Origin of the sequence: Actinomycetospora sp. CA-101289, assembly GCF_050955895.1 — a bacterium.
Lineage (GTDB): Bacteria > Actinomycetota > Actinomycetes > Mycobacteriales > Pseudonocardiaceae > Actinomycetospora.
In genome coordinates, this window is the sequence record NZ_CP192093.1 from 4532680 (window position 1) to 4558622 (window position 25943).

Sequence of the window (25943 nt, forward strand, 5' to 3'; positions counted from 1 at the left end):
CCGGCCGAGGCGGCCATGCTGCCTCGATGACCCCTGCGCCGGAACCCGCCGCGTCCTCCGAGAACGACCCGCGGGCGGACGCGGGGACGCCGGCCACGAACGGGGCCGGCGTCCCACCTCTCGCGCCGTGGCCCCTGAGCAGCATGCCGCGCGCGGTCGTCCTGCTGGTCGGCGGCGTGTCCGCCGTGGGCATCGTCGCCGGGATACGCGCGCTCGCGTGGCTGGTCGGGCCGGTGTTCCTGGCGCTCATCATCGTCATCGCCGCCCACCCGGTGCAGCGGTGGTTGCGGGACCGGGGATGGCCCGGCTGGGTGGCCACGCTGGCGCTGCTCCTGGTGATCTACGTCGGCCTCCTCGCGCTCGCGCTCGTCCTCCTGGTCTCGGTCGGGCAGCTGGCGACGGTGCTGCCGCAGTACACGGCCCAGTTCGACGCCCTCGTCGCGTCGGTGGAGCACCTGCTCGCCGGTCTCGGGATCGGGCCCGCGCAGATCCAGGCGGCGACCAGCTCGGCGAACCTCGGCTCGATCGTCGGCGCCCTGGGCGGTGTGCTCTCCGGGGTCTCCGGCGTGCTCGCTGGCGTGATCCTGGTCCTGGCGCTGCTGCTGTTCTTCATCGCCGACGCCTCCACGTTCGGCCTCCGGCTCGACAGCATCGGGGCGGAGCGCCCGAACGTCGTCCGTGCCCTCGAGAGCTTCGCGCGCGGCACGCGCAGCTACCTGGTGGTCACGACGGTCTTCGGGCTCATCGTGGCGGTGCTCGACACCATCGCCCTCGAGATCATGGGCGTCCCGCTCGCGGTGCTCTGGGGCGTGCTCGCCTTCATCACGAACTACATCCCGAACGTCGGCTTCATCTTCGGCCTGGTGCCGCCGGCCCTGCTCGCCCTGCTGACCGGGGGCTGGCAGCTGCTCGCGATCGTCATCGTCGTGTACTCGCTGCTCAACCTGGTCATCCAGTCCCTGATCCAGCCCCGCTTCGTCGGGAACTCGGTCGGACTCTCGGCCACGGTCACCTTCGTGACCCTGCTGTTCTGGGCGTGGGTGCTCGGTCCGCTGGGCGCGCTGCTCGCGATCCCGCTCACCCTGCTGGCCAAGGCGCTGCTCGTGGACATCGACCCCCGGGCGCGGTGGGCCGACGCCCTCCTCCGGACGAACGCCGCGGGGCCGGCACCGGCCGCGGCACCCGCACCCGCGCCCGAGAGCCGGCCGCTCACGTGACCACGCCACATCGGTACCCGAGGTGGACACCACACGCCGCGCAGCAGGGGCGACACCCCCGTGCCGCGGCGACCGCGTGCTGAGCCCGTTCGTACCGGGTCGTGCTCGTCCCCACCGAGGCCCTCACCGTCGAGGACCTCGCGCGCTCGACCATCAGCCGTGGCTCGAGCGGCAGGAAGCTCACTGGTGGAGCGATCGAGGGACGTCGGCCACGCGCTGTAACGGCCAGCGCTGATCGGACGAAGCCCACGGCGACGGGGCTCCAGCGGCAAACTGGAAGAGCGAACTGGTCGGGGGACAGCTGATGACGGAGCAGGTCGTGCGGGATCCCAGCATCCCGGCGGTGCCCGGGTACCGCGACCTCGTCCGCATCGGACAAGGTGGGTTCGCCGCGGTCTACCGCGCGCACCGCGAGACCTTCGGCCAAGTCGTCGCGATCAAATTGGCCTGGTCCTGGACGATCGATGACGCGGCTCGTCTGCGTTTCGACCGGGAATGTCGTGCGATGGGTGGACTCGCGCAGCATCCCCACATCGTCACCGTCTACGACGCAGGTGTGCTCCACGACGGTTCGCTGTTCCTGGTGATGGAGTACCTCTCCCGAGGGTCATACGGTCCGTGGGTGGGCCGCATGGCGGCGCACCAGGTGGTCGACGTGGGAGTGAAGCTCGCCGGTGCGTTGGCCAGCGCTCACCACATCGGGATCCTGCACCGCGACGTGAAGCCCGAGAACGTCCTGATCTCGCCGTACGGAGAACCGCTGCTGGCCGATTTCGGCATCGCTCGGGTCGCCGGTCGCGAGCGCACGGAGTCGGGCGTCGTCACCGCCAGCCTCGCCTACGCTGCGCCGGAGGTCCTGGACGGAGAGCCACCAAGCCCCGCCGCCGACCTCTACTGCCTGGCGGCGACGTTGTTCACCCTGCTGACCGGCCGGCCGCCCTTCTCCCGCCCGGGAGACTCGGCGAGCGCCATGATCTCGCGCATCATGCGCGAGCCAGTGCCCGACCTGCGCAGGACGGGGCTGCCGCCCCGACTCTGCGCGACGCTCGAAGCCGCGATGGCCAAGCATCCACACCACCGGTCCGTGGACGTGCTCGCCTTCGCGAACCGGCTCCGTGAGGTGCAACACGAGCAGGGGTGGCCGCTGAGCGATCCCGTCATCGATCCCGGCACCACCCGGCGAGCCGGGGATCTCTCACTCAGCGTCCTGCCGCCGCGAGGACCCACAGTTGTCGGTCCGTGGCCGCCGGCGAGCTCGGTGGCCACGATCGGTCCCGGGCCCGAGAGCCCGCTACCCCGGGTGGTGCCCCCCGTCCGGCACGACGCCGTCGCCGTCGCGACGGGACCGCCACCCGGACGCCGGCTCTGGTGGAAGGTCCTCGCGGCAGCTGTAGTCCTGATCGTGGCGGCCACCGTGGTCACCGTGATCTCCACCAGCCAGAGCGACCCCGCCACCGAGGCGGCCGGCACGATCACCGGACCCGGGATCGCGGTCGGTCGCAACCCGCAGGACCTCGTGGAGGCAGGCGGCCACCTCTGGACCGCGAACAAGGACGACGGCACGCTCTCCGACATCGACCCCGTGTCGGGTGCTGTCCGCAGCATCCAGGTCGGTGGGCAGCCCAACGGACTGGCGGTCGACGGGACGGGCCTCTGGGTGTGGAACTTCGACGACTCCGTCGTCAGGGTCGACACCACCACCGGAGCGGTCGGTCCCGTGGTGTCGACGTCTCCCCGCATCAGCATGATCGTCTCTGGTGGCGGCTCGATCTGGCTGACCCACCGGGAGGCGAACACCGTCACCCGCATCGACGCGGGCACAGGCCGGGTCCTCGGGGCACCGATCCCGGTGGGACCGCGACCGATCCCGGCGTGGGCCGGTCCCACGCAGCTCTACGTGATGAACAGCGGGGACTCCACGATCAGTCGGATCGGCCTGGACGGCGGCCAGGCGCTTCCTCCGCCCATGCACCTGCCGTGCGGCGGGGGTCTGATGGTCGACGACGGGACGATCTACGTGGGCTGCTCGGAGCGCTCCGACACCGGGCTGCAGGTGATCGACGAACGCACCTACGCGAGCGGACCGGCCATCCCGGTCCCGGGCGCTGGGGTGTTCTACGTCCGCAACCACGTCCTCTGGGTCACGTTCCCGTTCGCGGGCACCCTGGCCCGATACGACGCCCCGGCCGGCAGACCGCTCGGCCAACCGATCGTCGGCATCGGACGGGGCGTCGAGAGCATGACCGTCGCTGCGGACGGGACGGTCTGGCTCTGCGACGCCGAGCGCAACCAAGTCGTCCACGTCCAGCCGAGCTGACGACACAGGCAACCCCGCACCACTCGTCGGCGCCATCGGGTCGGGGGGCTCGATGCGGAAGCGCGGTACCGGGAGTTGCTGGCCGATTCGGGAGGTCCCGCCACCCACCCCGTCGTCCTCCGTGGCCCGTCTTCTCCGGTCCAGGACAGCGGCCACTGGGGGTCCCGGTCACAATGCCGTCATGGGCAAGCCACGCGAGCAGCGGCTCGGGGAGGTCTTCGTCAGCCTCGCCGACACCCTCGTCGCCGATTACGACGTGATCGACCTGCTGTACAACCTGAGCATCGCCTGTGTCGAGCTGCTGGCCGTCGACACCGTCGGGATCATGGTGACCGACCGGAAGGGCTCGCTCCAGACGGTGGCCTCCTCCCACGAGCGCACCGAGCTGCTGGAGCTGTTCCAGCTCCAGAACAACGAGGGCCCCTGCCTCGACACCTTCCGACAGGGCCAACCCGTCACCTGCCTCGATCTGGACCACGCGAGAGGGCGATGGCCGAGGTTCAGCGCCCACGCGCACGACCGCGGCTACCGCTCGGTGCACACGCGACCGATGCGGGTCCGGGACACGGTGATCGGCGCGCTCAACCTCTTCGGCAACCAGGTGGGCGCGGTGTCCGAGACCGACCTGCTCACCGCTCAGGCTCTCGCGGACATCGCGACGATCAGCATCATCAAGGACCGGACCGCCGACACGCTGAGCCAGCTCGTCGAGCAGCTGCAGACGGCCCTGGACAGTCGGGTGACCATCGAGCAGGCCAAGGGGATGCTCGCCGAACGCCTGGGCATCGAGGTGGACGAGGCCTTCTCGCTGCTCCGCAGCCACGCCCGCAGCCACGGCGAGCGCCTCACCGAGGTCGCCCACAAGTTCCTGGACGGCACCATCGATCCGATGAAGAGCCGACCACACGACACGAGCGCACACCCGTAGAGACCACCCGGTGGACAGGCGGTGTCCGGACGTCCTCCTACGTCTCTCGGGTCCTCCCGTCGAGGTGCCCCCTGCCTGACCGTCGATCTCGCGCCGACGAGCCGCCGTCCACCGATCCGCGGCCGGCGGCGGCACCCGGCCCCTGTCTCCCTTCGTGGGGTGGTGCAACAGGGCTACCATCGGACCCGCACAGGGCCACCTAGACCGCGCGACGGACGCCCACGAGGGGCAGGTCGCCCGCCGGGCCTGCACGACGAGGCGGTGTCGACGCTTCCCTCGTCGGAGGGAGTCCGATGAGCTCCACCGAGAGCGCGCGGGACGTCTCCGATTTCGTGCTGGCGCTCACCGACACCCTCGGCCCGGAGTTCGACGTCGCCGGCTTGCTCTACGACCTGGTCCTCGCCTGCGTGCAGCTGCTCGACATCGACGCGGCCGGGGTCCTGCTGCTGGACGAGCGCGGCCACCCGATCCCGGTCGCCGCGACGGACAACGCGGCGGGCCACCTCGACCAGATGCAGGCCCGTACCGAGCTGGGTCCGTGCCCGGAGTCGGTGCGTGGAGGCCAGACGGTGGTGTGCGCCGATCTCGAGCAGGACGGCGACCGGTGGCCGGACTTCGCCCGGACGGCCCGGGAGCGGGGATTCCGGGCGGTGCACGCCCTGCCGTTGAGCCTGCGCAACCAGACCGTCGGCGGGATCAACCTGCTCCGCCGAGCCTCCGGCACGCTCAGCGAGGCCGACCGGCGAACCGGCACGCTGCTGGCCACCGCGTCGGCCACCGGGCTCCTGCACCGGCGCGCGGTGCACGAACTCGACACCGTCAACGGGCAGCTCCGAGGGGCGCTCGCCAGCCGGGTCGTGATCGAGCAGGCCAAGGGGTTCCTCGTCGCGCGCCACGGGCTGACCCTCGACGTCGCCTTCGCCCTCCTGCGTGGTCACGCACGTTCCCGACGCCAACGGCTGACCCACGTCGCGCAAGGGGTCCTCGACGGTTCCATCGACCTCAGCTGACCGCCGCAACTCTGTGGACCGTCAGGCGTAGACAAGCCGGTGGCACGACCCGGAGAGTGACACCATCGTCGGTCAGGGCCTTGCCGTCGCTGCGCCCCCGCGCCGCACCATGTGGGACCCCCGGCGACAGGCCGATGATGGACAACCCTGCCCTGCTCGTGCTCCCCGCCGCCGTGCACCAGGCCGAAGGCGCGCTCGTGGCGTGCCTCGGAGTGCCGGTCGAGGATGCCGCCGAGCTCCTGCAAACCCGGGCCCGCGATCACGGGATCACCGTGGAGGAGATGGCGGACGAGGTCCTCGCCCCGTTCCCAGGTTCCCGTCGCAACGGGCACCACGCCCGACAGCGCGACCTCTGAGGAACTCTAGCGGTACCTTCGAGATGGCGGCCCTCGCGAAGGCGCCGTCCCACGCTTCGGGCCACCCGCGATCCGGGAAGGCCCGTGCCCCCGGCCCCGTCGCTCGTCGTAGCGGCGGGGTCGTGTCGTGACGGCGTCTTCCTAGGCTGCGGTGCATGCGCATGCTCCACCTCGGTCTCCGCGTCACCGATCGGGACCGCTCGCTGGCCTTCTACACCGCCCTCGGCTACGTCGAGGTCGGCCGCGTCCCCGAGACCGCCTTCGGCAGCCTCACCATGCTCGCGCTGCCCGACGACCCGTTCGTCAGCCTCGAGCTCGTCCACGACCCCGCCCGGCCCGTGACCAGCACCGACGCCGTCAACCACCTCGTCGTCCAGACCGACGACCTCGACGCGACGATCGCCGATCTCTCCGCCCGGGGCGTTCCGGCCGAACCACCGACCGAGCCCGGACCGGGGGTGCGGACGTCCTGGCTGACCGACCCTGACGGCTACCGGATCGAGCTCGTGCAGTGGCCGGCCGGACACCCCGCCGGCATGACGGCCGCTGACTTCGGGAGCGCGTGAGCGGGACGCGAGGTCCGGCGACGCGCCCCTCCCCCGTCAGCCGTCCGCAGCGTCGACGGCCTCGATCACGCTGAGGTCGTCGCGGACCGCCCAGTGGTCGGTGAGGTGCTCGCCGTCGGTGGCGAAGACGTGGAGCTGCTTCCAGGCGACCCGGGCGCCGCTCGGCTCCCGGTCCCCCAGCCAGGGCATCCCGCGGCCGACGTGCCGACCGTGCAGGGTCACCCACACCGCGATCCGCCCGTCGTCGAGCCGGCCCCAGCCGTGCAGCTCCGCGCGGCGCTCGTCGAAGCTGGCTTCGATCCAGCCCCAGACCATGTCCCAGGTCTCCGGCCCGCGTCGTCCGCTGACGTGGTCGTGCAGATCGCGCCGCATCATCGCCTGGAACTCGGGCTCGCCGTGCGCGATCCACCCGGCGTAGGCCTGCGCGACCTGCTCTGCTCCGAGCACGGGCCCACCCTGGCACGGGGCGGCCCCGTGGTCACCTCTGCGGCCGCGGGGATCAGGCCGCCTCCCTGCGGTGGGGTGTCAGTGGCGGCTGCGGCGCTCCAGGCCGAACGCGATCCCGAGCACGGTCAGGCAGACCGCACCGATGAAGATGTCGCTCTCGACGCCCAACACCTTGTTGACCGGCTCGCCGCGGAACTCCTCGTCGGTCAGCGCGGTGCCCGGGAACGCGGCGGCGCCGTACATGCCCACCCAGGGTGCCGACACGATCGCGATGGTCGCAGGTTGTGGCCCGGGTCGCCGTGCGGCGAGGTCAGCAGCCGTTTGTCAGACCATGACATCACTTCGGCGCGGGCCCGGATGTCGACCGACGGCGGGCTCAGCCCCTCCCGACGGCACGCCCGAGGCGCAGCCCCGAGACGAGGAAGAAGACCCCGCCGAGCAGGGCGTAGCCGGCCACGCCGGCCAGTGACGCGTCCGGGCGCGCGGCCAGCAGGACGAAGGACACGCCGGCCAGCACGGAGATCGATCCGCTGGCGATCATCGCCCACCGGCCGCCCACCCCGCGCCGGCGGACGGCCACGACGAGCTGCACGGCGCCGGCGACGACGGCCCACACTCCCCACACGCGCAGGACGGCGGGGACCCCGGAGGTGAGGGCGACGGCCAGCCCGACGGCGGCGAGGGCGCTGACCACGACGGTGGCGGCGAGACCGGCGACCGGGGCCCCGGCCTCGCGCGACCGGGCGTCGACCACGGCGGCGGCGACGTCGACCAGCGGGTAGAGCACGAGCAGCACCGCGGCGGCCACGGTGCTCGACGCGGTCAGGAACAGCAGGACCGCCCAGACCAGGGCGAAGCCTGCCCGCGCGAGGTGGAGCCGGCGCAGGGGTGCGGCACCGGCCGGCGGCGCCGCGGTCGTGGTGGCCATGGGGGGTCCCTCCGAGCGAGCGGATCGCGAGGGAGAACGAACGTTCTCTCTGCTGACGCGCCGAGCGTCGCACAGGTCTTCCACCACGGCAAGACCGACCGTTCTTTCTGTTACCGTTCGCCCATGGCGACACCGACCCGCGCCGGCCGGTCCGAGGCCCGGGAGCGGGTGCTGGCCACGGCGAGCGGGCTCTTCTACCGCGAGGGCATCCGGGCGGTCGGGGTCGAGCGGATCCTCGCCGAGGCCCCGGCCACCCGGGCGACCTTCTACCGGCACTTCCCGTCGAAGGAAGACCTCGTCCTCGCCTACCTGCACGGGGTCGACGCGCAGGTCCGCGCCGACGTGCAGGCCACGGTCGACGCCGCGCCGTCGCCGGCCGAGGCCCTGCGTGCGCTCGGCACGGCCGTCGCCGACGACCTGGCTCGACCGGGGTTCCGCGGGTGCGCGTTCCTCAAGGCCGCGAACGAGTACCCCGAACCCGACGACCCGGTCCGCCGGGTGGTCCTCGAGCACCGGGCCTGGTACGAGTCCACGCTCGCCGAGCTGTTCGCGCAGGTCTTCGGCGACTCCCCGCGGCGCGGGAAGCCCGGGGACGCCGCCCGGCACTTCGTCCTGATCCGCGACGGCGCCATGGCCGGCGCACACCTCGACGGGGTCGACAGCGTCGGCGACGGGTTCCGTCGCGGCGTCGAGGGCCTGCTGACGATGCTGCACTGAGCCCCGGCGCAGAACGTCTCCCGAAGGCGTCGAGCACCTCGCCCGCGTCGTGCTCTTCGCCGTCAGCCCGCTGGCCCCGCGACGTGCGGTCGTGCCGCCGCCGGCGCCTACGCTGGTCGGGTGGCACCGGGGCCGGCGGGGTTCTTCTCGTTCCGCGAGCACGACCTCGACGGCGCGAAGGCGGCGGTGGGGCAGGACTTCTTCACGACGTCGATGGACCTCGTCGACCGCACGGCGAGCTACGACTTCCGCTTCGACGGGGTCGTCCTCGGTGCCCTGGCGGTCGGGGTGTCCCAGATCAATTCCGGTCTCGAGATCGGGACAGCGGACCTGGAGGACTGCTACTACGTCAACTACTCCGCCTCCGGCTCCATGCACGCCCGCCACCGCCGTCGGGCGGTGGAGGTCACGCCGGGGTGGGGGGCGGTGTACCACCCTGTGGGTCCGGTGGCGATGACGACGAGCGACGAGTACGACTCCTACGCCGTGCGCATCGACCGGCGTGCGGTCAACGAGGCGCTCGAGGAGCAGCTCGGTCACGCGGTGCCACCGGATCCGGTGCTGGAACCCCGCGTGGACCTGCGCAGCGGCCCCGGGCGACGCTGGGACCGGTTGGTCCGGCTCCTCTGCGACGAGGCCCGCACGACCCCGAGCGTTCTCTCCCACCCGATGATCGCCGCGCCCCTGCACGACGCCGTCGTCAGCGGGTTCGTCCACGCCACCGAGCACCGGTGGCGCGACGCGCTGGCGCGCCCGCCGCAGAGCTGGAGCCGGACGCCGGTGCGCCGCGCCGTCGAGGCCATCCGCAGCGACCCGGCGCAGCCGTTCACCCCGACCGGCCTCGCCCGGCTCGCGGGCGCGCCGACCCGCACCCTGCACGACGGCTTCCGCCGCCATCTCGACACGACGCCGATGGCCTACCTACGACTCGTCCGCCTCGAGCGCGCCCACGCCGAGCTGCGCGCCGCGGAGCCGGGCGGGACGACGGTGGCGGAGGTCGCCCACCGCTGGGGCTTCAGCCACGTGAGCCGGTTCTCCCAGGCCTATCGCCGGGTCTACGGACGTGCGCCGGGGGCGACGCTCCGCCGCCGGTGACCGGCCTGCCCGTCGCCGAACGGTCGGCGGTTGCCGTGCGCGGATGGACCGCGGGACGTCGCGATCGGTAGATGTCTGAGCGTCCACCGACCGAGCCATGCCGGCCGAGAGCGAGCCATGACCACCGACCCCGAGCAACGGGGGACGTCGTTCACCGGGTCGCCGGACGGCGCCCGAGTGATCAGGGCCGGTGCCACCCTCGACGCGGCGGCCGCGGCCGAGCTGCGCCGCGAGGTCAGGTCCCAGCTCGCCCGCTCCCTCGACCCGCTCGTGGTCGACCTCATGGCCGTCCGCGCCGCCGAGCCCGCCGCCGCCGCCGCGCTCCGGGACCTGGCCTACGAGGCCGGCGACGCGGACGTCGACCTCCGCCTCGTCCGTGGCCCGGCAGCGCCCGAGGTGACCCGGGCCCTCCTCGACGACGAGTCCTTGTTCGAGATCTATCCCACCCTCGGCGCAGCGCAGCACCGCGCGGTCGACGTGGTCGCGCCACCTCCGGATCCCCCGCGGCCGGAGCTGGCCGGTGATGGCTGACTCCCTGCCGTGTCGTCGCCGCCGTCGCCGAGCGGTCGGGGGTTGCCGTGTGCGGATGGACCACGGGACATCGCGGCCGGTAGACCTCTGGGCGTCCACCGACTCCCGACGGCCGAGAGCGAGCCATGACCACCGAGCCCGGCGCGATCGTCCCCGACCGCGGGGCCTCGGTGTCGATCGTCGACACCGCCTGGGGCACCGTGGTGCGCACCCAGGACGCGCTGGGCATCGCGGCCGCCGTGAAGCTGCGTCGCGTCGTCCTCCGACACCCCGAAGCGGTCGTCGTCCTCGACCTCAGGGCAACGTCGGTCGCGGAACCGGTCGTCGTGGCGGCGGTCGCCGACCTCGCGGCCGGCCTGCGCGCGCGGGAGTCGGCGCTGCGGATCGTGCGGTCATCGCACACGCCGCGGGCCCTCGTCGCGGCAGCGGACGCGCCGGAGTACGCCTCGCTCGCGGAGGCCTTCGGTCACCGACCGTTCGGAGCGCCCCCGGTGGACCCCCCGACCCGGCCGTCCGGTCGTCGCCCCCCGGCGACCGGCGGTCGCGGCGGAATGGGTCCGGGCCGACCACCCCTGCCCCCGGGTGCTCCGGTCCGGACCCATTCCGTGCCCCTCCGGATACCGCACGCGCGTCGCCCGGAGAGCGACTGACCGTCCGGCGGCCGCGGGACCTCGCACCCCGACGTGCGCCAGCACCATCGCTTCCGCGCCGCGGTGACGCATCGACATCCGGGCGGCACGACCACCGGCGCGGCTCACCCCACCGGGACCAAGACGGTCCGGAACCTCCCACCGACGCTCGGCGACCACCTCGTGCTCGCCTGGCTCGCCACCGGCCTGGCCACCATCGCCGGCGCCCTGGGTTCCGGGCTCGACAGCGAGGACGCCGTCCGGCGCGCCGCCTACGGCTACCGCAGCGCCAGCGCCAGCGCCAGCGCCGTGACGAGATCGGTCAGGACGACGAGGACACGGAGAGCTCGTCGTCGTCCTGACCGATCTCGAGGGCGTGCCCGCGGCGGGCCTCGGCGGCAACCGTCCGAGCACGCTCGTGGTCGCGCTGCTCGTCCTGCAGCTTCACGTAACCGTCGTCGTCGCCGCCGACGGGCTTCGCCGCCCCTTCGAGGGTCTCCCCGAGGAAGCGGACCGGCGCCGGGAGCGACCGGTGGGTGAGCATCACCAGGAAGGGGGCGGCGGCGATGAACGTCGCCAGCGGCGGATCGACCAGCCCGAGGACCACCGCGGCGCCGACGCCACCGAAGTAGCCGATGGAGCGCGGGACGTCGACGAGCACCGGCCCCACCTGGACCTCGTAGTTCCTGGGCGACGTCACGGCGTCAGCACGACCTTCTCGCAGCCGTCGGCCTTCTCGATGAACGTCCGGTAGCCCGTCGGCGCGTCGTCGAGCGACATCCGGTGGGTGATGACGAAAGACGGGTCGATGTCGCCGTTGCGGATCTGCTGGAGCAGCTTCGGCATGTAGCGGTGCACGTGGCACTGCCCGGCGCGCAGCGTGAGGTACCGGTTCATGAACGACCCCATGGGGAACTTGTCGGTGACCCCGCCGTAGACCCCGATGACCGACACGATGCCGCCGTTGGCGCAGCTCGTGATCGCCTCGCGCAGGACGTGCGGCCGCTCGGTCTCCAGGCCCACCGCCTGCTTGGTGCGGTCGTACGCGTGGAGCGCCCCGGAGGCGTGGTGGGCCTCCATCCCGACCGCGTCGATGCACTTGTCCGGTCCGCGGCCCCCGGTCATCTCCCGCAGCGCCTCCGGGACCGACACCTGCTCGTAGTCGAGGGTCTCCGCCCCGGTCTCCCGGGCCAACTGCAGTCGGTGGTCGAAGCGGTCGATGGCCACGACCCGCTCGGCGCCGCGCAGGAAGCAGCTCGCGATCGCGAACTGGCCCACGGGGCCGGCGCCCCAGACCGCGACGACGTCCCCCGGCCCGACCTCGGCCATGTCGGCGCCCATGTAGCCGGTGGGGAAGATGTCCGAGAGGAAGAGGACCTTGTCGTCGGAGAGGTCGGACTCCACCTTGAGCGCCCCGAAGTCGGCGAACGGCACCCGGGCGTACTCGGCCTGACCGCCGGGGTAGCCGCCGAGCATGTGGGAGTAGCCGAACAGCGCGGCCGGCGAGTGGCCCATGAGCTTCTCGGCGATGCCGGCGTTGGGGTTGGAGTTCTCGCACAGCGCAGTCAGCCCGCGCTCACAGGCCCCGCAGACCCCGCACGCGACGGGGAACGGGACGACCACGCGGTCGCCCACCGCCAGGTTCTCCACGCCGTCGCCGACCTCGACCACCTCGCCCATGAACTCGTGGCCGAGGACATCACCCTCGCGCATCGTCGGGATGAAGCCGTTGTAGAGGTGCAGGTCGGAGCCGCAGATCGCGGTCGACGTGATCTTCAGGATCGCGTCGCGCCGGTTGAGGATCCTCGGGTCGGGAACGTCCCGGACCTCGACCGACCGCTTGCCCGTCCAACAGTTGGCCCGCATGGTCTCTCCCTCCTCGGTGTCAGGCGACTGGCCGCGCCGGGCGCTGGCCGAGCTGCTGACGGGTGGACTGGCCCGCCGGGCTGCCCTCCGAGCGGACCACCTCGCCGATCTCCACGACCTGCTTGCAGCGCCGCAGGTCGTCGCGCAGCTGCTGGTTCGGCTCCTCGCCCAGCAGCTTCGCGACGGCGGCGCCCGCGCGTCCGCCCGGCGGGCGGTAGCTCAGCTCGACCACGACCTCCGTGCCTCGTCCGCCCGCGGCGTCGCGGAACCGCACCGAGCCGGTGTTCTCGACGTCGGCGCCCTCGACGGATCGCCAGGAGATCTCCTCGTCCTCGCGGTCCTCCACGATCTCGGCGTCCCAGCGGACCGTCGATCCGGCGGGACCCTTGGCCTCCCAGTGCGAGCGTCCCGACGACCCGCTGCTGCGCACCGAGCAGAGGTGGGCCATGAACTCCGGGAGGTGCTCGAGGTCGCGCCAGTGGCGGTACACCTCCGCGCGGCTCCGGTTGACCGTGATGGCGGCGGTGGCCCGGAACTCGCCGGCGCCGTCGTGGCCCCGGCGGGACAGCCCCCGAGCGGTCACGACGTCGGCGACGGTCACCCCCGCGAGCGCCGCGAGGGCGGTCCCGAGGCGTACCGGCGAGGCCCCCGTCCGCCGCGCACCGGCCACGACCGTGGCCAGGTCGAGCACATCGCCGGCGACCCGGCTCCACACCCACACGGCCGTGCGGCGTCCGCTGAGGATCCCCGCTCCGTGAGCCAGCTCCCGGGCGCCGTACATCGCCGTGACCGTGCGCACGGCGGGACCGTTCTCCCGGATCCCGGCCAGCCGCGCGACGGCGCCCGGTGCGGCGAGCTCCGCCGACCCCAGCGCCAGGCTCAGCACCCCCAGGCCCTTCGCGAGGTCCACCGTCGCGTCCCGACCGGGACCTCCGCTGCTCGACTGCCCTGCTCTCATCGGACGGCCTCCTCCCGTCGTCATCCGCCGGCAGTACGTCGGACGAGGTTGTCCCCACCCCGACGGTCCCGGGAGGGGAGAGCGGGCAATCTCGTCCGGCCAGGTCGACGGCGCGCCGACGGATCCGGTCCGCCGGGTCGAGGCGCCTCGGCGCCCCCCGCCGTGACTCGACGACCCGGTACGGGCCGCCGCCGCCGAGCCATCGTCCCCCGAGGCGAGCCCCGGCTCGTGCGGTGTGACCCACGGGGTCGATGCCCCACCGGTCGCCCGGAGTGCATGGTGCTGGACGGGCGGTGACCAGCGGACGGAGGCACGAGGTGACCAGGTGCGCGGAGACGGACGTCGCGGCGTGGTCGTCCGCGCCGGAGGACGAGGACGAGGACGACGGGCTCCTGGTGGCGCTGCTGCGGGCGGCGCGCGGCATCGCCGGGGCCGAGCGGGTCGCGGACGCGCTGCCCCGGATCGCGGAGGGCGCCGTGGCGGTGGTGCCGGACGTCCGCGACGCCGGTGTCGCGGTGCTCGACCGCACCGGGGTGCTGGCCGGCGCAGCGCACACCACGGAGACGGCGGCGCGGGTCGACCACGCCCAGATCGCGATGGCGGAGGGTCCGTGCATCGACGCGGTCGCCGGCGCCGACACCGTGGTCCTCCCCAACGCGGCCACCGAGACGCGGTGGCCCCGGTTCGTCCGCGAGGCGGTCCGCCACGGTGTGCAGGCCAGCCTGTCGGTCCGTCTCGGCCACGCCGGCCCGGTGGGCGCCCTGAACCTCCACGTGACCCGGCACGCCCTCGACGACCGCTCGGCCCGGGTGCAGACCCAGCGGTGCGCCCGGATGTTCGTCGCCTACGCCTCGCTCGCCCTCGCCGGCGCCGACCGGGTGGAGCACCTGGACAGGGCGATCGTCCGGCGCGACGTCATCGGACAGGCCAAGGGCATCCTCATGCAGCGCTACGACGTGGACGCCGAGGAGGCCTTCGCCCGCCTGCGGCGCGCCTCCCAGCACACCAACACCAAGCTGTACGACATCGCCGCCTGGCTGGTCGCCTGCCGGACCCCCTGATCAACGTCAGCTGGCGGCTAAGCGGTGACGGAGTCGAGCAGGGCGGCGTCGTTGCGCACGGCCCAGTGTTCGACGACGAGGCCGTCGTCGAGGCGGAAGATGTGGACCTGCGGCCAGGTGATGGGGTTGCCCTTGACCGGAAGGCCGTCGAGCCGTGGGAAACCGTTGCCGATGTGCCGCCCGCGCACCGTGTACCAGATCATCACGGTGTCGTCGTTGTGCGTGGCCAGGTGCAGCTCCACGCTGCGCTCGGCGAAGCTCTCGGCGAGCCAGTCGCCGACCACGGTGAAGATCTGCAGTCCTCGCTGCCTGCTGACGTTGTCGTAGAACTCGGCAGAGAACATCGTGAGCACCGACAGGTCACCGGTGGCGAGGTAGGCGGCGTAGCCGTCAGCGAGGGCCTGCGCGGTCGGCGGATCCATCCCGACAGTATGTGCGGGTTTCCGCCCCAGGGCGCCGTCCCCGCAGGACCGAGGCACTCACCATCAGGATCATCAGCTCCCGGAGCACCTGGCCCAGTGTTTCGCCGTCCGGCCAGCGGGCGGCCGGATGCGAGGGCTTGACCAGCGACGACGAGTGCGGTCCCGTGGGCGCGTGACGAGCTCCGATCGCTCCGCGGACAGCTCGCTCGCAGGTGACCGAGGCCCCGACGCTGGTGCCCTCAGCGACGAGCAGGCCCGGACCGAGGTCGAGGCGGCCCTGGCCCGCGAGTACCGCTTCCAGGCCGAGCTCAGCCAGGCCCTGATCGCCGACGTCCCGGAGCAGGGCATCGCTGACGTGCTCCACGCGCACCTGGGCCTCGCCGTGACCGTGGAGGACCCGTTCGGTCGTGTCCTCGCCCAGGCCGGGGCCGGCGAGAGCGACCCTTCCCCGCGGTGGACGAGGGTGCAGCGCGACCGCCTGCTCGACACGGCGCGGCGGTTGTCGGGCCCCGTCCGGGTCCGCGACCGACTGGCGAGCCTGGCCGTCTCCCACGGCACCGTCCTGGGTCTGGTCGTCGTCCTCGACCCGGACGCCTCGCTCGAACCCTCGGACAGGAGGGCGCCCGAGTCCGACGCGCGCCCCGGGAGTCCGCGGGCCGGGGCCCTGCACGCGATCGGGCTCGCGACGGGCGCGCTCACCCTGCACCTGCTGCACCGACGCCACCTGGCGCGGACCGAACTGCGGCTGCGCCACGACCTCGTGGAGACGGTGCTGCTCGAGCCCCGGGAGGCCGACCTCGCGGCCGAGATCGACCGCCGGATCGGACGGGCGTCGGCGCTGGGCCACGACCTCACCGGTCCCCACCGCGTGCTGGCACTGCAGCCGCGTGACGGGCGCTGGCCCGATGGCGAGGCCGTGGGCGACCTGGTGGAACGGGCCGCGCGCGACCTCGACATGCCCTACCTCGGGACGTTGCGGGGCCAGACCGCCGTCCTGGTGTGCGGGCCCCCCGGGGCGTGGGTCGACGGAGGCGGGAGGGCGACGGCCCCGTGGTCGGACCGGGCCGACGGCTGGGGCCGCGGTGGGGACGATCACGACGGGCACCACGCCCCCCGCGTCGTCTCGGCGTGGCAGGTCGTCCGCGACGCCTTCGTCCACGTGCTGCGCGACGCGCCGGCCATCGGGGTCGGCGGATTCGTCGAGCGGCCCGAGCACCTCCCCCGCTCCTACCGCGAGGCGATACAGGCACTCACGGTCCGCATGCGCCACGACGAGCCCCACGGCCTGATCGCGTTCGAGGATCTCGGGCTCTACCGGCTGCTCGCCACGCCGGAGGGCCGCCGCGAGGCGCGCGACTTCGTCGAGGACTGGCTCGGCATCCTGCTCGCCTACGACGCGGACCGCCAGGCCGACCTCGTGCACACGCTCGGGGTCTACCTCGACCACGGCGGCAACTACGACGACACCGCCGCCGCGCTGCACATCCACCGCTCCACGCTGCGGTACCGCCTGCAGCGCATCCGGGAGCTCTCGGGGCACGACCTCGCGCACGCGGACACCCGGTTGAACCTGCACGTCGCCGTGCGCGCGGCCGTCGTGGCCGAGCCGCCCGTGCAGCGCACCTGATCACCGGGTGTCCGCGCACGTGTCTAGGGTCGGAAGACCGCGCGGACGCAGCCGTCCTCCTTGTTCTTGAAGATGTCGTAGCCGTGCGGGCCCTCGTCCAACGACATGACGTGGGTCGCGAGGTGGCTGGTGCTGATCTCGGCCCGGGCGATGCGGTCGAGCAGCATCGGGACGTAGCGCTGGCCGTGCTGCTGGGCACCGCGCAGGGTCAGTCCCTTGTTCATCAGCGCCCCGAGCGGGAACTTGTCGACCAGGCCGGCGAACACCCCGAGCGAGAACACCGACCCGCCCTTGCGGCAGGCCATGATCGCCTCGCGGATGGCGGGCGGCCGGTCGTTCTCCAGGCGCAGCTGCTGCTTGACCTTGTCGTAGAGGTACTCCGGGCCGTAGGTGTGCGCCTCCTGGCCGACGGCCTCGATGCACACGTCGGGCCCGCGACCCCCGGTGCGCTCACGCAGCTCCGCGCCGACGTCGGTGCTGCTGTAGTCGAGGGTCTCGGCGCCGATGTGGGTCGCGGTCATGGCCAGGCGCTCGGGGATCCGGTCGATGACGAAGACCCGCTCGGCGCCGAGCAGCATCGCCGCGCGGGCGGCCATCTGCCCGACCCCGCCGGCGCCCCACACCGCGACCGTGTCGCCGGCCCCGACCCCGCCGAGGTCCGCACCCATCCAGCCGGTGGGGACACCGTCGGAGGCGAACAGGGCGGAGAGGTCGTCGACGGCCTCGGGGACGGTGAACGCCCCGTGGTCCGCGAACGGGACCCGGACGTACTCCGCGTGGCTGCCCATGAACCCGCCCATGGCGTGGGAGTAGCCGAAGATGCCGCCCGGGTCGGAGCCCCACAGGGCCTGGGTGATCCCGGGGTTGGTGTTGGTGTTGTCGCACAGCGACCACAGGTCGTTGTCGCAGTACCAGCAGGTCCCGCAGCCGATGAACGACACGACGACCACCCGGTCACCGACCTGGTGCTTCGTCACCTCGGGTCCGACCTCGACGATCTCGCCCATGAACTCGTGCCCGATCACGTCGCCGGACTCCATGGCCGGGATGTAGCCGCCGAGCAGGTGCAGGTCCGAGCCGCAGGTGACGGTGTAGCGGACCTTGACGATCGCGTCGTGGGCGTTCTGGATCCGTGGGTCGGGGACCTGCTCGATCGCGAGGTCGTTCACGCCCTCCCAGCACAACGCCTTCACAGTCGCCCCTCTCCCCACGCGCGGCGGGTGACCGCGCGCAGCACCTGCCCGGCCGGGCCGGGGTGGCTCGATCCCGGGCGTGACGGTTCGACGACCTCGCCGCACTCGAGGATCGACTTGGTCTCGCGCAACGCCGCGCGCAGCCGACGGCGCGTCTCGGCCGAGCCGCCGTCCGGTGCCGTCGGGCGGGCCGCCAGCTCGGTGCCCTTGTCGCCCGTCGCCGGGCGCACGGTCAGCTCGATCTCGTTCCGCATGTCGCTCAGCGGGCCGCTGCCGTCCACCTGGGTGCGGACGTCGTCGGGTTGCCGGTACACCGTGACCACCAGCCAGCGCCCGGGCGGATCGACCTCCTGCCGGGGAGGCCGGGCGCTGACCCCGACCAGCCCCCGCACGGCGCCGACCGCACGGTCGGCCCAGTTCGTCGGATCGACCACGATCCTGCTCATCTCTCCTCCTCCGGGTTCAGGCGGTCTGGCCCGGGTGGAGGACGACCTTGGTCCAGCCGTCCTCGCGGGCGTCGAAGTGCTTGTAGGCGTCCGGGGCCTGGTCCAGGGGCAGGTCGTGGGACACGATCCAGGAGGGCTTGACCTTGTCCGCGGCGATCAGGCTGCGGAGGTGACGGTTGTAGCGCTTGATCGGGGCCTGCCCGGTGCCCATCTGCTGGCCCTTGAACCAGAAGTTGCCGAAGTCGAAGCGGGCCTTGCCCTGCTGGGCCAGCTCGTCGGGGGCGCCGGGGTCCTGGGGGACGAACACCCCGACGGTGCCGATGCCGCCGGTGAACCGGACCGAGGACACCAACTTGTTGAGGGTGTCGGCGTTGTCCTCGTTGCCCTGCGGGTCGTGGGCCTGGTAGCCCACGCACTCGCACCCGCGGTCCGCACCCCGGCCCTTCGTCTGCTCCGTGACCTGGTCGACGGGCGACGCCTGGGAGTCGTCGATCGCGATGGCACCGATCTGCTCCGCCAGCCGGAGCCGGTCGGGGTGGCGATCGACGACCATCACCTGGGCCGCGCCCCGGGTCACGGCCGAGAGCGCGGCCATCTGCCCGACGGGGCCACCGCCGTAGATGACGATGCTCTCCCCCGGCTTCAGCCCCGACATCTCCACCGCGTGCCAGCCGGTGGGGAAGATGTCCGAGAGCATGACGTAGTCGTCCTGCTTCTCGCGGGCGTCCTCGGGCAGGCGCAGGCACTGGAAGTCGCCCCACGGCACGCGCAGGTACTCGGCCTGCCCACCGGGCCAGGGACCCATGTCGGCGAACCCGTAGGCAGCCCCGGCCGTCCCCGGCTCGTTGGCGCGCAGGCAGTAGTTGGTCAGGCCGTGCTCGCAGTTCTCGCAGTGCCCGCAGCTGACGTTGAAGGGCGCGGAGACCATGTCCCCGACCTGGACCTTGTCGACGGCGTCGCCGACCTCCACGACCTCGCCGAGGTTCTCGTGACCGAAGATCCGGCCCTCCTCGAAGTCGGTGCGCCCCTCGTACATGTGCAGGTCCGAGCCGCAGATGTTCGTGGACGTGATGCGGACCAGGACGTCGGTGGGCTTCTCGATGCGGGCGTCGGGGACGTCGTCGACGCTGACCTGGCGCGGCCCGTGGTAGACGAGTGCTTTCATGATCGTTCCCTTCTCGTGGTGGAGAGGTGCGTCAGGCCCGGCCGGCGGGGACGGCGGCGAACTGCTCGACCACCGCGGCGCAGAACGCGGCCATGTCCTGCGGGCCGCGGCTGGTGGTGAACTGGCCGTCGACGCAGACCTCCTCGTCCACGACCTCGGCGCCGGCGTTGCGCAGGTCGGTGCGGATGCTCGGCCAGGAGGTGAGGCGCTTCCCGCGCACGCAGTCGGCCTCGGCGAGCGTCCAGGGGCCGTGGCAGATCGACGCGACCGGCTTCCCGGTCTCCACGAACGAGCGGACGAAGGCGACCGCGTCGGGGTCGGTGCGCAGCTGGTCGGGGTTCATCGTGCCCCCGGGCAGGAGCAGCGCGTCGTAATCGTCCACCGACGCGTCGGAGACCTGCCGGTCCACCGGGAACGAGCCGGCCGGATCGAGGTCCATCTGCCGGGCGGCGATCTCGCCGTCGTGGGTCGACAAGAGCTCGGTCCGGGCGCCCGCCCCGAAGAGCGCGCCGCGCGGGGCCTCGAGCTCCACGCGTTCGACACCGTCGGTGGCGAGGATCGCGACCGTGCGGCCGCGCAGTTCGTCCGTCATGGAGATCGTCCTTCCGTTCGGGGGACAGCACCGGGTGGTGTGGGCGAGGTGGTTGCCTCGCCGTCCGGGCCGCGAACGGGGGTCGGGCGATCTCGTGCGTGCGGGTGGACGCCCCGCCGGTGATTCCGTCCCGTCGGGTCGTGGTGCCCCCGGAGGGCCGACCCCGGTACCGCGCCGCGAGGGGCACGCTCACCGTCGTGAACGCTCAGGAGCGCGGGCCCGACCCCCGACACGAGACGCACACGAGCCTGGCGTGGGCGCTGGCCCCGACAGCCGTCCTGCTCGCCGTCGTCGCGGTGATCCTGTCCGTCGTGCTGCGCCGGCCCGCGCCGTGGCAGGAGACGGCGGGGACGTGACGTCCGGTGGGGCCTCGGCCACCGCCCGATGGTGCACCCGTGACGGGCGCGTACTCCCGCACAGCGCTGGGCACCCCGGTTCTCGTTCAGGATTCCGCCACCGCCACCCGGACCCCACGAGGGCGTTCGTGGCCGACGCGGCAGGCCGGACCCACCGAGCGCCGACCCCAGGAGTGGATTGATGAGCAACCGCGTGCCCGAACGGGCGTCGCCGCCCGCCGAGCCGAGCGTCGGGGAGCTGATGACCCGGCTCTCCGAGCAGACCTCACGGCTGGTGCGCGACGAGCTCGCGCTCGCCCAGGTGGAGCTGAAGAACACCGCCAAGCAGGCCGGGAAGGGCGCCGGTCTGCTCAGCGGCGCCGGCGTGCTCGCCCTCTACGGCCTCGGTGCCGCGATCGCGACGGCGATCATCGCGCTGGCCCTGGTGCTGCCGCTGTGGGCCTCGGCCCTGATCGTCACGGCGGTGCTGTTCGTCGCCGCCGGCATCGCGGCGCTGGTGGGCAAGAAGGAGGTCGAGCAGGTGTCGCCGACTCCGCAGCGCACCGTCGACAACGTCGCCCGCGACGTCGAGCAGGTACAGGAGGCCCGTCACCGTGACCACACCCGGTCCTGAGACCCCCACCGGCGCCCGCACCCCGCCTCCGGGCCCGGACGCGACGCCCGAGGAACTGGTCGCCGACATCGAGGCCACCCGCGCCGAGCTCGGCGACACCGTCGAGGCCCTGAGCCAGAAGCTCGACGTCAAGGCGCAGGCGCGCCACTCCCTCGAGGACGTCAAGCAGCGCGGCACCGAGGCGTTCGCGCAGGCCCGGGACGCCGCGACCGACGACCACGGCAACCTCACCCCTGAGGCGCGCGCGATCGCGGTGCGGGTCGCGGCCGGCGTCGCCGCCGTGCTCGTCCTGCGGGCCCTCTGGAAGAAGGTGCGGCGATGAGTCAACAGACGGACACGACGGCCAGCACGAGCGCGAAGATCCTCTACCGGCCGGTCGGGATCGTCAGCTCGATCCTGGGCGGCCTGGTCGCCAACCTGGTCTTCAAGAAGGTGTGGCAGCGCGCCGCTCCCCCGCAGGCGCCGGACGACCCCCCCAACGCCCTGGACAGCGGCACCGACCTCAAGACGATCCTGCTCGCCGCCGGCCTGCAGGGCGCGATCTTCGCGGTCGTGAAGGTCCTCGTCGACCGGGGCGGTGCGCGCGCATTCCAGCGGTGGAGCGGCGAGTGGCCGGGGAACTGAGCACGAGCGGGTAATCCCCGGTCATGGCACCCACCCGCGCACGCAAGACCGGCGTCCTGCTCCGCCGGATCGTGGTCACGATCCTCGGCGTCGCGCTCGTCGCGGTGGGGGTGCTGCTGCTCGTCCTGCCGGGGCCCGGGCTGCTGCTCGTCCTCGCCGGGCTGGTCGTCCTCGCCAACGAGTACCCGTGGGCGCAGCGCCGGGTCGCCCCCGTGCGCCGGCAGGCGATCGCCGCGGCGCAGTTCAGCGTCGCGTCGCGCCTGCGCATCGCGTGGACCGCGATGGTCGGGTTGACGCTGGTCGTGGCCGGCGTCGTGTGGATGGCGGTGCCCTCGCTGCCGTTCGGCGGCGTCGGCACCGGCTCCAGCCTCGTGCTGTCCGGGCTGGTCCTGCTCGGCCTGCTCGCCTACAGCGCCTGGCGCTGGGGCGGCCGGCGGGCGGCCGCGGGCCGCGCACAGAGCCGGGTGGTGTGACGGCCCCGCCCCTGCTGGGGGGCCGGCAGGAGCGGGGCCGCTGGCATCACCGACGGGCGGACCCTTCTGCGAACCAGGAACCACAGCGTGGCGTGCCCGCCGGCCCCGTCAAGCGGTGCGTTCCGCCGGGGCGAACGCGACACCCGACGGCGGCGGTCCTCACCACGCGGGGGCGATCGGGACGCGGAGCCTGGTGTCGTGCTCGCCACCGTGTGCAGGACGCACGTCCCGCGAGAGCTGCCCCGGTAGCCGGCGGGAGCAGCGAACACGCAGCCTGCAGCGCGCCCCGTGGCCGACCTCCCGACGCCGAGGCGGGTCAGTGCTGGTCGAGCAGGATGCCCGCGATCTCCTCCGGTCGTTGGATCGGCACGAGGTGCCGCGCGCCCTCGAGCACCCGGAACGAGGCGGTCGGGACGGCCTCGGCGATCTCGGCCATGTGCTGCGGGACCGCGACCCCGTCGTTCTCCGCGGCCACCACGTCGGTCGGCACCGCGATCCCGGACAGCTGCGACAGCACGTCGAAGGACGAGATCATCTGCAGGGCGTCCGCCCATCGGGCGGGGTCGGCGGACCGTAGCCAGCTCCGCACCGTCGCGGCGACGCCGCCCGGCTCGGCCAGCTCCTCCGGGGTGAACCACCGCGAGAGGCTGGCCTCCACGTCCGCGGTCCCGTCCCGGAGGCCGTGCGCAACCGTGGCGAAAGGCGGGAACGGTGACGCCCGGGTGCAGATCAGCGAGAGCCGGTTCACCCGCCCCGGGTGGTCGAGCGCGACTCGCTGCGCGGTCTGCCCGCCCCACGAGTGTCCGACGAGGTGGACGTCGGGGACGTCGAGACGGTCCAGCAACGCCACGACGTCGCCGCCGAGGCGGCCGTAGCCCGGGACGGGGACGTCGACGGCGGAGCCGTGGCCGCGCGCGTCGAAACACACCGTGCGGACCCGTCCGCCCAGGGCCCGCACGACCGGCAGCCACGCCCGCAGATCGAACGGGGTGCCGTGCAGGAGGACCACGACCCGGCCCTCACCGCTGTCGAGCACGCTCGTGCGGTAGCCGGCCGCGATCTCGACCGAGGACTCTGCACCACCGGCTATGCTCACGGCCCCGCCTCTCGATCACGTCGTCACGTCCTGGCCGTTCCCGCCCGTCGGCACCGCACCGTCGTGTCCTCGGGCGAAGAGCTCGGCGACCTTGACCTGGTCGTAGTATCCGATCACCTCGACGATGCGGTCCTCGACGACCCGCCCCGGGGCCCTCCAACGCCGCTCCGACCGGGGTGCGCACCCCTCAAGCCGAGGTCGACCTGTCGGAGCTCCTCGGTGATCGTCGTAGGGTCCGGACCGAGGGTCCGGACGGCGAGGAGGCGACGCGGTGAGCGGTCCACGGGTGTTGGTGGCGGGGGCGAGCATCGCGGGGCCCGCGCTGGCCCACTGGCTGCGCCGGCGCGGGGCCGAGGTGACCGTGGTGGAGCGGGCCCCCGGGCTGCGTCCCGGCGGCCAGGCGGTGGACGCGCGCGGGGTGGCCAAGGACGCCATCGCGCGCATGGGGCTGGACGCGGCGGTGCGCGCGGCCCGCACCGACACCGCCGGCGCGTACACCGTGGACGCGGACGGCGAGGTGCTCGAGACCTACCGCGCGGACGACGACGGCGGCGACGGGTTCATCGCGGACATCGAGATCCTGCGCGGGGACCTGTCGCACCTCCTGTACGAGGACACCCGCGACGGCGTCGAGTACGTCTTCGGTGACCGGATCGCCGAGCTCACCCAGGACGCCGACGGGGTCGACGTGGCCTTCGCGGGCGGCGACCGGCGGCGCTTCGACCTGGTGGTCGGGGCGGACGGGCTGCACTCGGGCCTGCGCGCAATGGTCTTCGGCCCGCACGAGCGGTTCGTCCGCCACCTCGGGCTCGTCCTGGCCTTCTACAGCGTGCCGAACGAGTTCGGGCTGGACCGCTGGCTGATCCAGTACCAGCACCGGGAGTCCGGCCGCTCCGCGCTCCTGCGGCCCATCCAGGACGCCACCCGGGCGATGGCCATGTTCTCCTTCCCCGACGCCGACTTCGACGTCGATCCCCGCGACGTCGCCGCTCAGAAGGCCCTGCTGCGCGAGCGGATGGCCGGCACGGGCTGGTGGACCCCGCGCCTCCTCGCGCACGTGGACGACACCCCGGACTTCTACCTCGACCAGGTCGCGCAGGTCGTGATGGACCGCTGGTCGGACGGTCGCGTGGGGCTGTTCGGCGACGCGGCGTTCAGCTCGTCGCCCATGTCCGGCGGGGGCACCGGGCTGGCCCTGGTCGGCGCGTACCTGCTGGCCGGGGAGCTGGCCACCGCCGGCTGGGATCCGGAGGCAGGCTTCGCGCGCTACGAGGAGCGCATGCGCCCGTTCGTCGAGGCCAACCAGGAGATCGGCCGGATGCACGTCGAGAGCCTGCGCGCTCCGGAGCCGGGCGACGCGCCGGCCCCGGAGCCCGACATGGAGGCGCTCATGGCGCTGATCGGCCGGGCCATCCACGGGGTCGAGCTCCCCGACTACGCCGGCGTGCCGGACTCCGGGCCCCTGACCGGCTCGGTGCGCCCGTAGCCCTCACTGCGACCCGGCCGCCACCAGTCGCGCGGTGAGGGGCTCGAGTGCGGCGGCCAGCTCGTCGAGCTCGTCGGAGGTCAGGGCCTCGTAAGGCGGGGCGGCGAGGTCGTCGGTCAGGTCCTCGATGCGCCGCTTGGTCTCGCGGCCGGCGTCGGTGAACCGGCCGTCGGCGTCCACGAGGCCACGCTCGCGCAGGCCGTCCATCGCCGCGGCCAGCCGCTTCTCCGGCAGGTGGTGGATGCGCCCGAACGATTCCGCCGGGTGGATGCCCATGTCCAGCGCGCTCAGCACGTGGGCCTCGGTGCCGCCGATGCCCTCCCCGACGAGGGCGGCGACGTGACCGTCGCCGCGGTGCTCGCGCAGCATCGTCGCGGAGTGCCACAGCCGGGCGACCGGGTCGCTCGGCACGGGGAGGGTGCGCATCCCGGCGTACATCACGCGGCCGTTCGTGGGTGCGCTCGTGGCGGCCTTCGTCGTCAGGTCGGCGGCGCGCACCAGGCCCGGGGAGCCGGCCAGCTCGTCGCCGAGGATCCGCCGGACCGACGCCGCGCTGCCCCGCTCCCGCGCGGCCACGGACGCCTCGGGCGGGATCGTCTCCCACGCACTCGGGATGTGCCGCGCGGCCTCCCCCTCGGCGAAGCTGTAGAACGCCGCGTGCACCACCTGCGCCGGCACCCACCCCAGCGGCGCGGCGCGGCTGGCGAAGTACCCGTCCCAGTAGGTGCGGTGACCCAGCGCGGCCAGCTCCTCGTTGCACTCGTCGGCGAAGTAGGTGACCAGGCAGATCGGCTCCAGGAGCTCGAACATGCAACGGGCCGTACGGTTCATGGCGGGGCGCCTCTCGGTCGGGTGTCGGGGCCCTTCACCGCGACGACGAACCGGGTCCCCCCGTTTTCGACATCGGCCGTCGAACCGCCGCGACCCGTCGGGCACGATCGCGGCATGTGCCGCAACATCCGGGTCCTGCACAACTTCGAGCCCTCCGCCACCGACGCCGAGGTGCACGAGGCCGCCCTGCAGTACGTGCGCAAGATCAGCGGGTCGGCGCGTCCCTCGAAGGCCAACGAGGACGCGTTCGCCCGGGCCGTCGCCGAGATCACGGCGAGCACCCGCACGCTCCTCGACGAGCTGGTGACCACCGCCCCGCCGAAGGACCGCGAGATCGAGGCGACCAAGGCCCGGGAGCGGGCCCGCGAGCGCTACGCCCGCTGACGCGCCGGC

The 25943-nt window shown here is 73.2% G+C and carries 32 protein-coding genes; 19 read left to right on the plus strand and 13 right to left on the minus strand.

Annotated elements, in window-relative coordinates; genetic code table 11:
• Nucleotides 1–26: 26 nt before the first annotated feature.
• The 6 genes from ACQPX6_RS22575 to ACQPX6_RS22600 all read left to right on the plus strand — a co-directional run bounded on the left by ACQPX6_RS22575 (nt 27) and on the right by ACQPX6_RS22600 (nt 6394).
• Nucleotides 27–1217 (plus strand): AI-2E family transporter, encoded by a 1191-nt coding sequence (locus ACQPX6_RS22575; RefSeq protein ID WP_433782641.1) that lies wholly within the window; start codon nt 27–29, stop codon nt 1215–1217.
• Nucleotides 1218–1521: 304 nt separating this feature from the next.
• A complete protein-coding gene (locus ACQPX6_RS22580) occupies nt 1522–3534 on the plus strand; it encodes a protein kinase domain-containing protein (protein ID WP_433782642.1) in 2013 nt (670 codons plus the stop codon).
• A 181-nt stretch (nt 3535–3715) separates the two neighbouring features.
• Nucleotides 3716–4462, plus strand: coding sequence for a GAF and ANTAR domain-containing protein (locus tag ACQPX6_RS22585; protein WP_433782643.1), 747 nt, complete (start codon nt 3716–3718; stop codon nt 4460–4462).
• A gap of 293 nt (nt 4463–4755) precedes the next feature.
• The gene (locus ACQPX6_RS22590; RefSeq protein WP_433782644.1) at nt 4756–5472 is read left to right on the plus strand and encodes a GAF and ANTAR domain-containing protein; all 717 of its coding nucleotides are present in this window, start codon (nt 4756–4758) and stop codon (nt 5470–5472) included.
• 134 nt (nt 5473–5606) lie between these two features.
• Nucleotides 5607–5828, plus strand: a complete 222-nt coding sequence (locus ACQPX6_RS22595) for an ANTAR domain-containing protein (RefSeq protein ID WP_433782645.1) — start codon at nt 5607–5609, stop codon at nt 5826–5828.
• 155 nt (nt 5829–5983) lie between these two features.
• A complete protein-coding gene (locus ACQPX6_RS22600; protein WP_433782646.1) occupies nt 5984–6394 on the plus strand; it encodes a VOC family protein in 411 nt (136 codons plus the stop codon).
• Between the two features lie 36 nt (nt 6395–6430).
• Here the strand turns inward: ACQPX6_RS22600 and ACQPX6_RS22605 are convergent, their stop codons facing one another.
• The 3 genes from ACQPX6_RS22605 to ACQPX6_RS22615 all read right to left on the minus strand — a co-directional run bounded on the left by ACQPX6_RS22605 (nt 6431) and on the right by ACQPX6_RS22615 (nt 7769).
• Nucleotides 6431–6841: a hypothetical protein gene (locus ACQPX6_RS22605; RefSeq protein WP_433782647.1), complete on the minus strand. Its 411-nt coding sequence runs from the start codon at nt 6839–6841 to the stop codon at nt 6431–6433.
• 78 nt (nt 6842–6919) lie between these two features.
• A complete protein-coding gene (locus ACQPX6_RS22610) occupies nt 6920–7105 on the minus strand; it encodes a hypothetical protein (protein ID WP_433782648.1) in 186 nt (61 codons plus the stop codon).
• A gap of 112 nt (nt 7106–7217) precedes the next feature.
• On the minus strand, nt 7218–7769 hold the full coding sequence (locus ACQPX6_RS22615; protein ID WP_433782649.1) for a hypothetical protein: 552 nt from the start codon (nt 7767–7769) through the stop codon (nt 7218–7220).
• A 123-nt stretch (nt 7770–7892) separates the two neighbouring features.
• Here ACQPX6_RS22615 and ACQPX6_RS22620 point away from each other — a divergent pair, with 123 nt between their 5' ends.
• The 4 genes from ACQPX6_RS22620 to ACQPX6_RS22635 all read left to right on the plus strand — a co-directional run bounded on the left by ACQPX6_RS22620 (nt 7893) and on the right by ACQPX6_RS22635 (nt 10762).
• On the plus strand, nt 7893–8486 hold the full coding sequence (locus ACQPX6_RS22620; protein WP_433782650.1) for a TetR/AcrR family transcriptional regulator: 594 nt from the start codon (nt 7893–7895) through the stop codon (nt 8484–8486).
• A 120-nt stretch (nt 8487–8606) separates the two neighbouring features.
• Nucleotides 8607–9581: a helix-turn-helix domain-containing protein gene (locus ACQPX6_RS22625; RefSeq protein ID WP_433782651.1), complete on the plus strand. Its 975-nt coding sequence runs from the start codon at nt 8607–8609 to the stop codon at nt 9579–9581.
• 117 nt (nt 9582–9698) lie between these two features.
• Nucleotides 9699–10112 (plus strand): STAS domain-containing protein, encoded by a 414-nt coding sequence (locus ACQPX6_RS22630; RefSeq protein ID WP_433782652.1) that lies wholly within the window; start codon nt 9699–9701, stop codon nt 10110–10112.
• A gap of 125 nt (nt 10113–10237) precedes the next feature.
• Nucleotides 10238–10762: a hypothetical protein gene (locus tag ACQPX6_RS22635; RefSeq protein ID WP_433782653.1), complete on the plus strand. Its 525-nt coding sequence runs from the start codon at nt 10238–10240 to the stop codon at nt 10760–10762.
• 301 nt (nt 10763–11063) lie between these two features.
• Here ACQPX6_RS22635 and ACQPX6_RS22640 read toward each other — a convergent pair whose 3' ends face one another.
• The 3 genes from ACQPX6_RS22640 to ACQPX6_RS22650 are packed head-to-tail and all read right to left on the minus strand — an operon-like array spanning nt 11064 to nt 13517.
• Nucleotides 11064–11441: a hypothetical protein gene (locus ACQPX6_RS22640; RefSeq protein WP_433782654.1), complete on the minus strand. Its 378-nt coding sequence runs from the start codon at nt 11439–11441 to the stop codon at nt 11064–11066.
• The gene (locus ACQPX6_RS22645; RefSeq protein ID WP_433782655.1) at nt 11438–12607 is read right to left on the minus strand and encodes a zinc-dependent alcohol dehydrogenase; all 1170 of its coding nucleotides are present in this window, start codon (nt 12605–12607) and stop codon (nt 11438–11440) included. The genes ACQPX6_RS22640 and ACQPX6_RS22645 overlap by 4 nt, the downstream gene beginning before the upstream one ends.
• 19 nt (nt 12608–12626) lie before the next feature.
• Nucleotides 12627–13517, minus strand: coding sequence for an SRPBCC family protein (locus ACQPX6_RS22650; protein ID WP_433782656.1), 891 nt, complete (start codon nt 13515–13517; stop codon nt 12627–12629).
• A gap of 365 nt (nt 13518–13882) precedes the next feature.
• On the opposite strand from ACQPX6_RS22650, the gene ACQPX6_RS22655 reads away from it, so the two are divergent.
• A complete protein-coding gene (locus ACQPX6_RS22655) occupies nt 13883–14626 on the plus strand; it encodes an ANTAR domain-containing protein (RefSeq protein ID WP_433782657.1) in 744 nt (247 codons plus the stop codon).
• A 17-nt stretch (nt 14627–14643) separates the two neighbouring features.
• On the opposite strand, the gene ACQPX6_RS22660 is transcribed toward ACQPX6_RS22655, so the two are convergent.
• Nucleotides 14644–15048, minus strand: a complete 405-nt coding sequence (locus tag ACQPX6_RS22660; protein ID WP_433782658.1) for an ester cyclase — start codon at nt 15046–15048, stop codon at nt 14644–14646.
• Nucleotides 15049–15220: 172 nt separating this feature from the next.
• Here ACQPX6_RS22660 and ACQPX6_RS22665 point away from each other — a divergent pair, with 172 nt between their 5' ends.
• Nucleotides 15221–16675: a PucR family transcriptional regulator gene (locus ACQPX6_RS22665; protein ID WP_433782659.1), complete on the plus strand. Its 1455-nt coding sequence runs from the start codon at nt 15221–15223 to the stop codon at nt 16673–16675.
• 23 nt (nt 16676–16698) lie between these two features.
• Here the strand turns inward: ACQPX6_RS22665 and ACQPX6_RS22670 are convergent, their stop codons facing one another.
• From ACQPX6_RS22670 to ACQPX6_RS22685, 4 genes are read right to left on the minus strand one after another with little or no spacing between them, the layout of a single operon-like run.
• Nucleotides 16699–17844 carry a zinc-dependent alcohol dehydrogenase gene (locus tag ACQPX6_RS22670; RefSeq protein WP_433782660.1) on the minus strand — a complete coding sequence of 382 codons (1146 nt, stop codon included), beginning with the start codon at nt 17842–17844 and terminating at the stop codon, nt 16699–16701.
• Between the two features lie 20 nt (nt 17845–17864).
• The gene (locus ACQPX6_RS22675; RefSeq protein WP_433782661.1) at nt 17865–18314 is read right to left on the minus strand and encodes a hypothetical protein; all 450 of its coding nucleotides are present in this window, start codon (nt 18312–18314) and stop codon (nt 17865–17867) included.
• Between the two features lie 16 nt (nt 18315–18330).
• Nucleotides 18331–19479: a glutathione-independent formaldehyde dehydrogenase gene (locus ACQPX6_RS22680; protein ID WP_433782662.1), complete on the minus strand. Its 1149-nt coding sequence runs from the start codon at nt 19477–19479 to the stop codon at nt 18331–18333.
• 31 nt (nt 19480–19510) lie between these two features.
• Nucleotides 19511–20071: a type 1 glutamine amidotransferase domain-containing protein gene (locus ACQPX6_RS22685; RefSeq protein WP_433782663.1), complete on the minus strand. Its 561-nt coding sequence runs from the start codon at nt 20069–20071 to the stop codon at nt 19511–19513.
• 197 nt (nt 20072–20268) lie between these two features.
• Between ACQPX6_RS22685 and ACQPX6_RS22690 the strand changes: the two genes are divergently transcribed.
• The 5 genes from ACQPX6_RS22690 (at nt 20269) to ACQPX6_RS22710 (ending at nt 22137) form a co-directional block, all read left to right on the plus strand.
• Complete coding sequence (locus ACQPX6_RS22690; protein ID WP_433782664.1) at nt 20269–20427, plus strand: hypothetical protein; 159 nt, start codon at nt 20269–20271, stop codon at nt 20425–20427.
• A 181-nt stretch (nt 20428–20608) separates the two neighbouring features.
• Entirely contained in the window at nt 20609–21040 is a 432-nt protein-coding gene (locus ACQPX6_RS22695; RefSeq protein ID WP_433782665.1) for a phage holin family protein, read from the plus strand.
• Entirely contained in the window at nt 21021–21362 is a 342-nt protein-coding gene (locus ACQPX6_RS22700; RefSeq protein WP_433782666.1) for a DUF3618 domain-containing protein, read from the plus strand. Before ACQPX6_RS22695 ends, ACQPX6_RS22700 begins: the two co-directional genes overlap by 20 nt.
• Nucleotides 21359–21664, plus strand: coding sequence for a DUF4235 domain-containing protein (locus ACQPX6_RS22705; protein ID WP_433782667.1), 306 nt, complete (start codon nt 21359–21361; stop codon nt 21662–21664). The genes ACQPX6_RS22700 and ACQPX6_RS22705 overlap by 4 nt, the downstream gene beginning before the upstream one ends.
• A 23-nt stretch (nt 21665–21687) precedes the next feature.
• The gene (locus ACQPX6_RS22710; RefSeq protein WP_433782668.1) at nt 21688–22137 is read left to right on the plus strand and encodes a PGPGW domain-containing protein; all 450 of its coding nucleotides are present in this window, start codon (nt 21688–21690) and stop codon (nt 22135–22137) included.
• Between the two features lie 316 nt (nt 22138–22453).
• Here ACQPX6_RS22710 and ACQPX6_RS22715 read toward each other — a convergent pair whose 3' ends face one another.
• On the minus strand, nt 22454–23233 hold the full coding sequence (locus tag ACQPX6_RS22715; RefSeq protein ID WP_433782669.1) for an alpha/beta fold hydrolase: 780 nt from the start codon (nt 23231–23233) through the stop codon (nt 22454–22456).
• A gap of 271 nt (nt 23234–23504) precedes the next feature.
• Between ACQPX6_RS22715 and ACQPX6_RS22720 the strand changes: the two genes are divergently transcribed.
• Complete coding sequence (locus ACQPX6_RS22720; protein WP_433782670.1) at nt 23505–24719, plus strand: FAD-dependent monooxygenase; 1215 nt, start codon at nt 23505–23507, stop codon at nt 24717–24719.
• Between the two features lie 3 nt (nt 24720–24722).
• Here ACQPX6_RS22720 and ACQPX6_RS22725 read toward each other — a convergent pair whose 3' ends face one another.
• Nucleotides 24723–25550 carry an SCO6745 family protein gene (locus ACQPX6_RS22725; RefSeq protein ID WP_433782671.1) on the minus strand — a complete coding sequence of 276 codons (828 nt, stop codon included), beginning with the start codon at nt 25548–25550 and terminating at the stop codon, nt 24723–24725.
• A 114-nt stretch (nt 25551–25664) separates the two neighbouring features.
• Between ACQPX6_RS22725 and ACQPX6_RS22730 the strand changes: the two genes are divergently transcribed.
• Nucleotides 25665–25934, plus strand: a complete 270-nt coding sequence (locus ACQPX6_RS22730) for a DUF2277 domain-containing protein (protein ID WP_433782672.1) — start codon at nt 25665–25667, stop codon at nt 25932–25934.
• Nucleotides 25935–25943 lie beyond the last annotated feature (9 nt).

What these genes read in the sequence shown, in the direction of transcription:
- ACQPX6_RS22590 (WP_433782644.1), top strand. Translation starts at nt 4,756, where the DNA reads ATGAGCTCCACCGAGAGCGCGCGGGACGTCTCCGATTTCGTGCTGGCG.
- ACQPX6_RS22620 (WP_433782650.1), top strand. Translation starts at nt 7,893, where the DNA reads ATGGCGACACCGACCCGCGCCGGCCGGTCCGAGGCCCGGGAGCGGGTG.
- ACQPX6_RS22630 (WP_433782652.1), top strand. Translation starts at nt 9,699, where the DNA reads ATGACCACCGACCCCGAGCAACGGGGGACGTCGTTCACCGGGTCGCCG.
- ACQPX6_RS22645 (WP_433782655.1), bottom strand. Translation starts at nt 12,607, where the DNA reads ATGCGGGCCAACTGTTGGACGGGCAAGCGGTCGGTCGAGGTCCGGGAC.
- ACQPX6_RS22725 (WP_433782671.1), bottom strand. Translation starts at nt 25,550, where the DNA reads ATGAACCGTACGGCCCGTTGCATGTTCGAGCTCCTGGAGCCGATCTGC.
- ACQPX6_RS22675 (WP_433782661.1), bottom strand. Translation starts at nt 18,314, where the DNA reads ATGAGCAGGATCGTGGTCGATCCGACGAACTGGGCCGACCGTGCGGTC.
- ACQPX6_RS22575 (WP_433782641.1), top strand. Translation starts at nt 27, where the DNA reads ATGACCCCTGCGCCGGAACCCGCCGCGTCCTCCGAGAACGACCCGCGG.
- ACQPX6_RS22695 (WP_433782665.1), top strand. Translation starts at nt 20,609, where the DNA reads ATGAGCAACCGCGTGCCCGAACGGGCGTCGCCGCCCGCCGAGCCGAGC.
- ACQPX6_RS22685 (WP_433782663.1), bottom strand. Translation starts at nt 20,071, where the DNA reads ATGACGGACGAACTGCGCGGCCGCACGGTCGCGATCCTCGCCACCGAC.
- ACQPX6_RS22660 (WP_433782658.1), bottom strand. Translation starts at nt 15,048, where the DNA reads ATGGATCCGCCGACCGCGCAGGCCCTCGCTGACGGCTACGCCGCCTAC.
- ACQPX6_RS22705 (WP_433782667.1), top strand. Translation starts at nt 21,359, where the DNA reads ATGAGTCAACAGACGGACACGACGGCCAGCACGAGCGCGAAGATCCTC.
- ACQPX6_RS22615 (WP_433782649.1), bottom strand. Translation starts at nt 7,769, where the DNA reads ATGGCCACCACGACCGCGGCGCCGCCGGCCGGTGCCGCACCCCTGCGC.
- ACQPX6_RS22600 (WP_433782646.1), top strand. Translation starts at nt 5,984, where the DNA reads ATGCGCATGCTCCACCTCGGTCTCCGCGTCACCGATCGGGACCGCTCG.
- ACQPX6_RS22680 (WP_433782662.1), bottom strand. Translation starts at nt 19,479, where the DNA reads ATGAAAGCACTCGTCTACCACGGGCCGCGCCAGGTCAGCGTCGACGAC.
- ACQPX6_RS22730 (WP_433782672.1), top strand. Translation starts at nt 25,665, where the DNA reads ATGTGCCGCAACATCCGGGTCCTGCACAACTTCGAGCCCTCCGCCACC.
- ACQPX6_RS22710 (WP_433782668.1), top strand. Translation starts at nt 21,688, where the DNA reads ATGGCACCCACCCGCGCACGCAAGACCGGCGTCCTGCTCCGCCGGATC.
- ACQPX6_RS22595 (WP_433782645.1), top strand. Translation starts at nt 5,607, where the DNA reads ATGATGGACAACCCTGCCCTGCTCGTGCTCCCCGCCGCCGTGCACCAG.
- ACQPX6_RS22635 (WP_433782653.1), top strand. Translation starts at nt 10,238, where the DNA reads ATGACCACCGAGCCCGGCGCGATCGTCCCCGACCGCGGGGCCTCGGTG.
- ACQPX6_RS22585 (WP_433782643.1), top strand. Translation starts at nt 3,716, where the DNA reads ATGGGCAAGCCACGCGAGCAGCGGCTCGGGGAGGTCTTCGTCAGCCTC.
- ACQPX6_RS22580 (WP_433782642.1), top strand. Translation starts at nt 1,522, where the DNA reads ATGACGGAGCAGGTCGTGCGGGATCCCAGCATCCCGGCGGTGCCCGGG.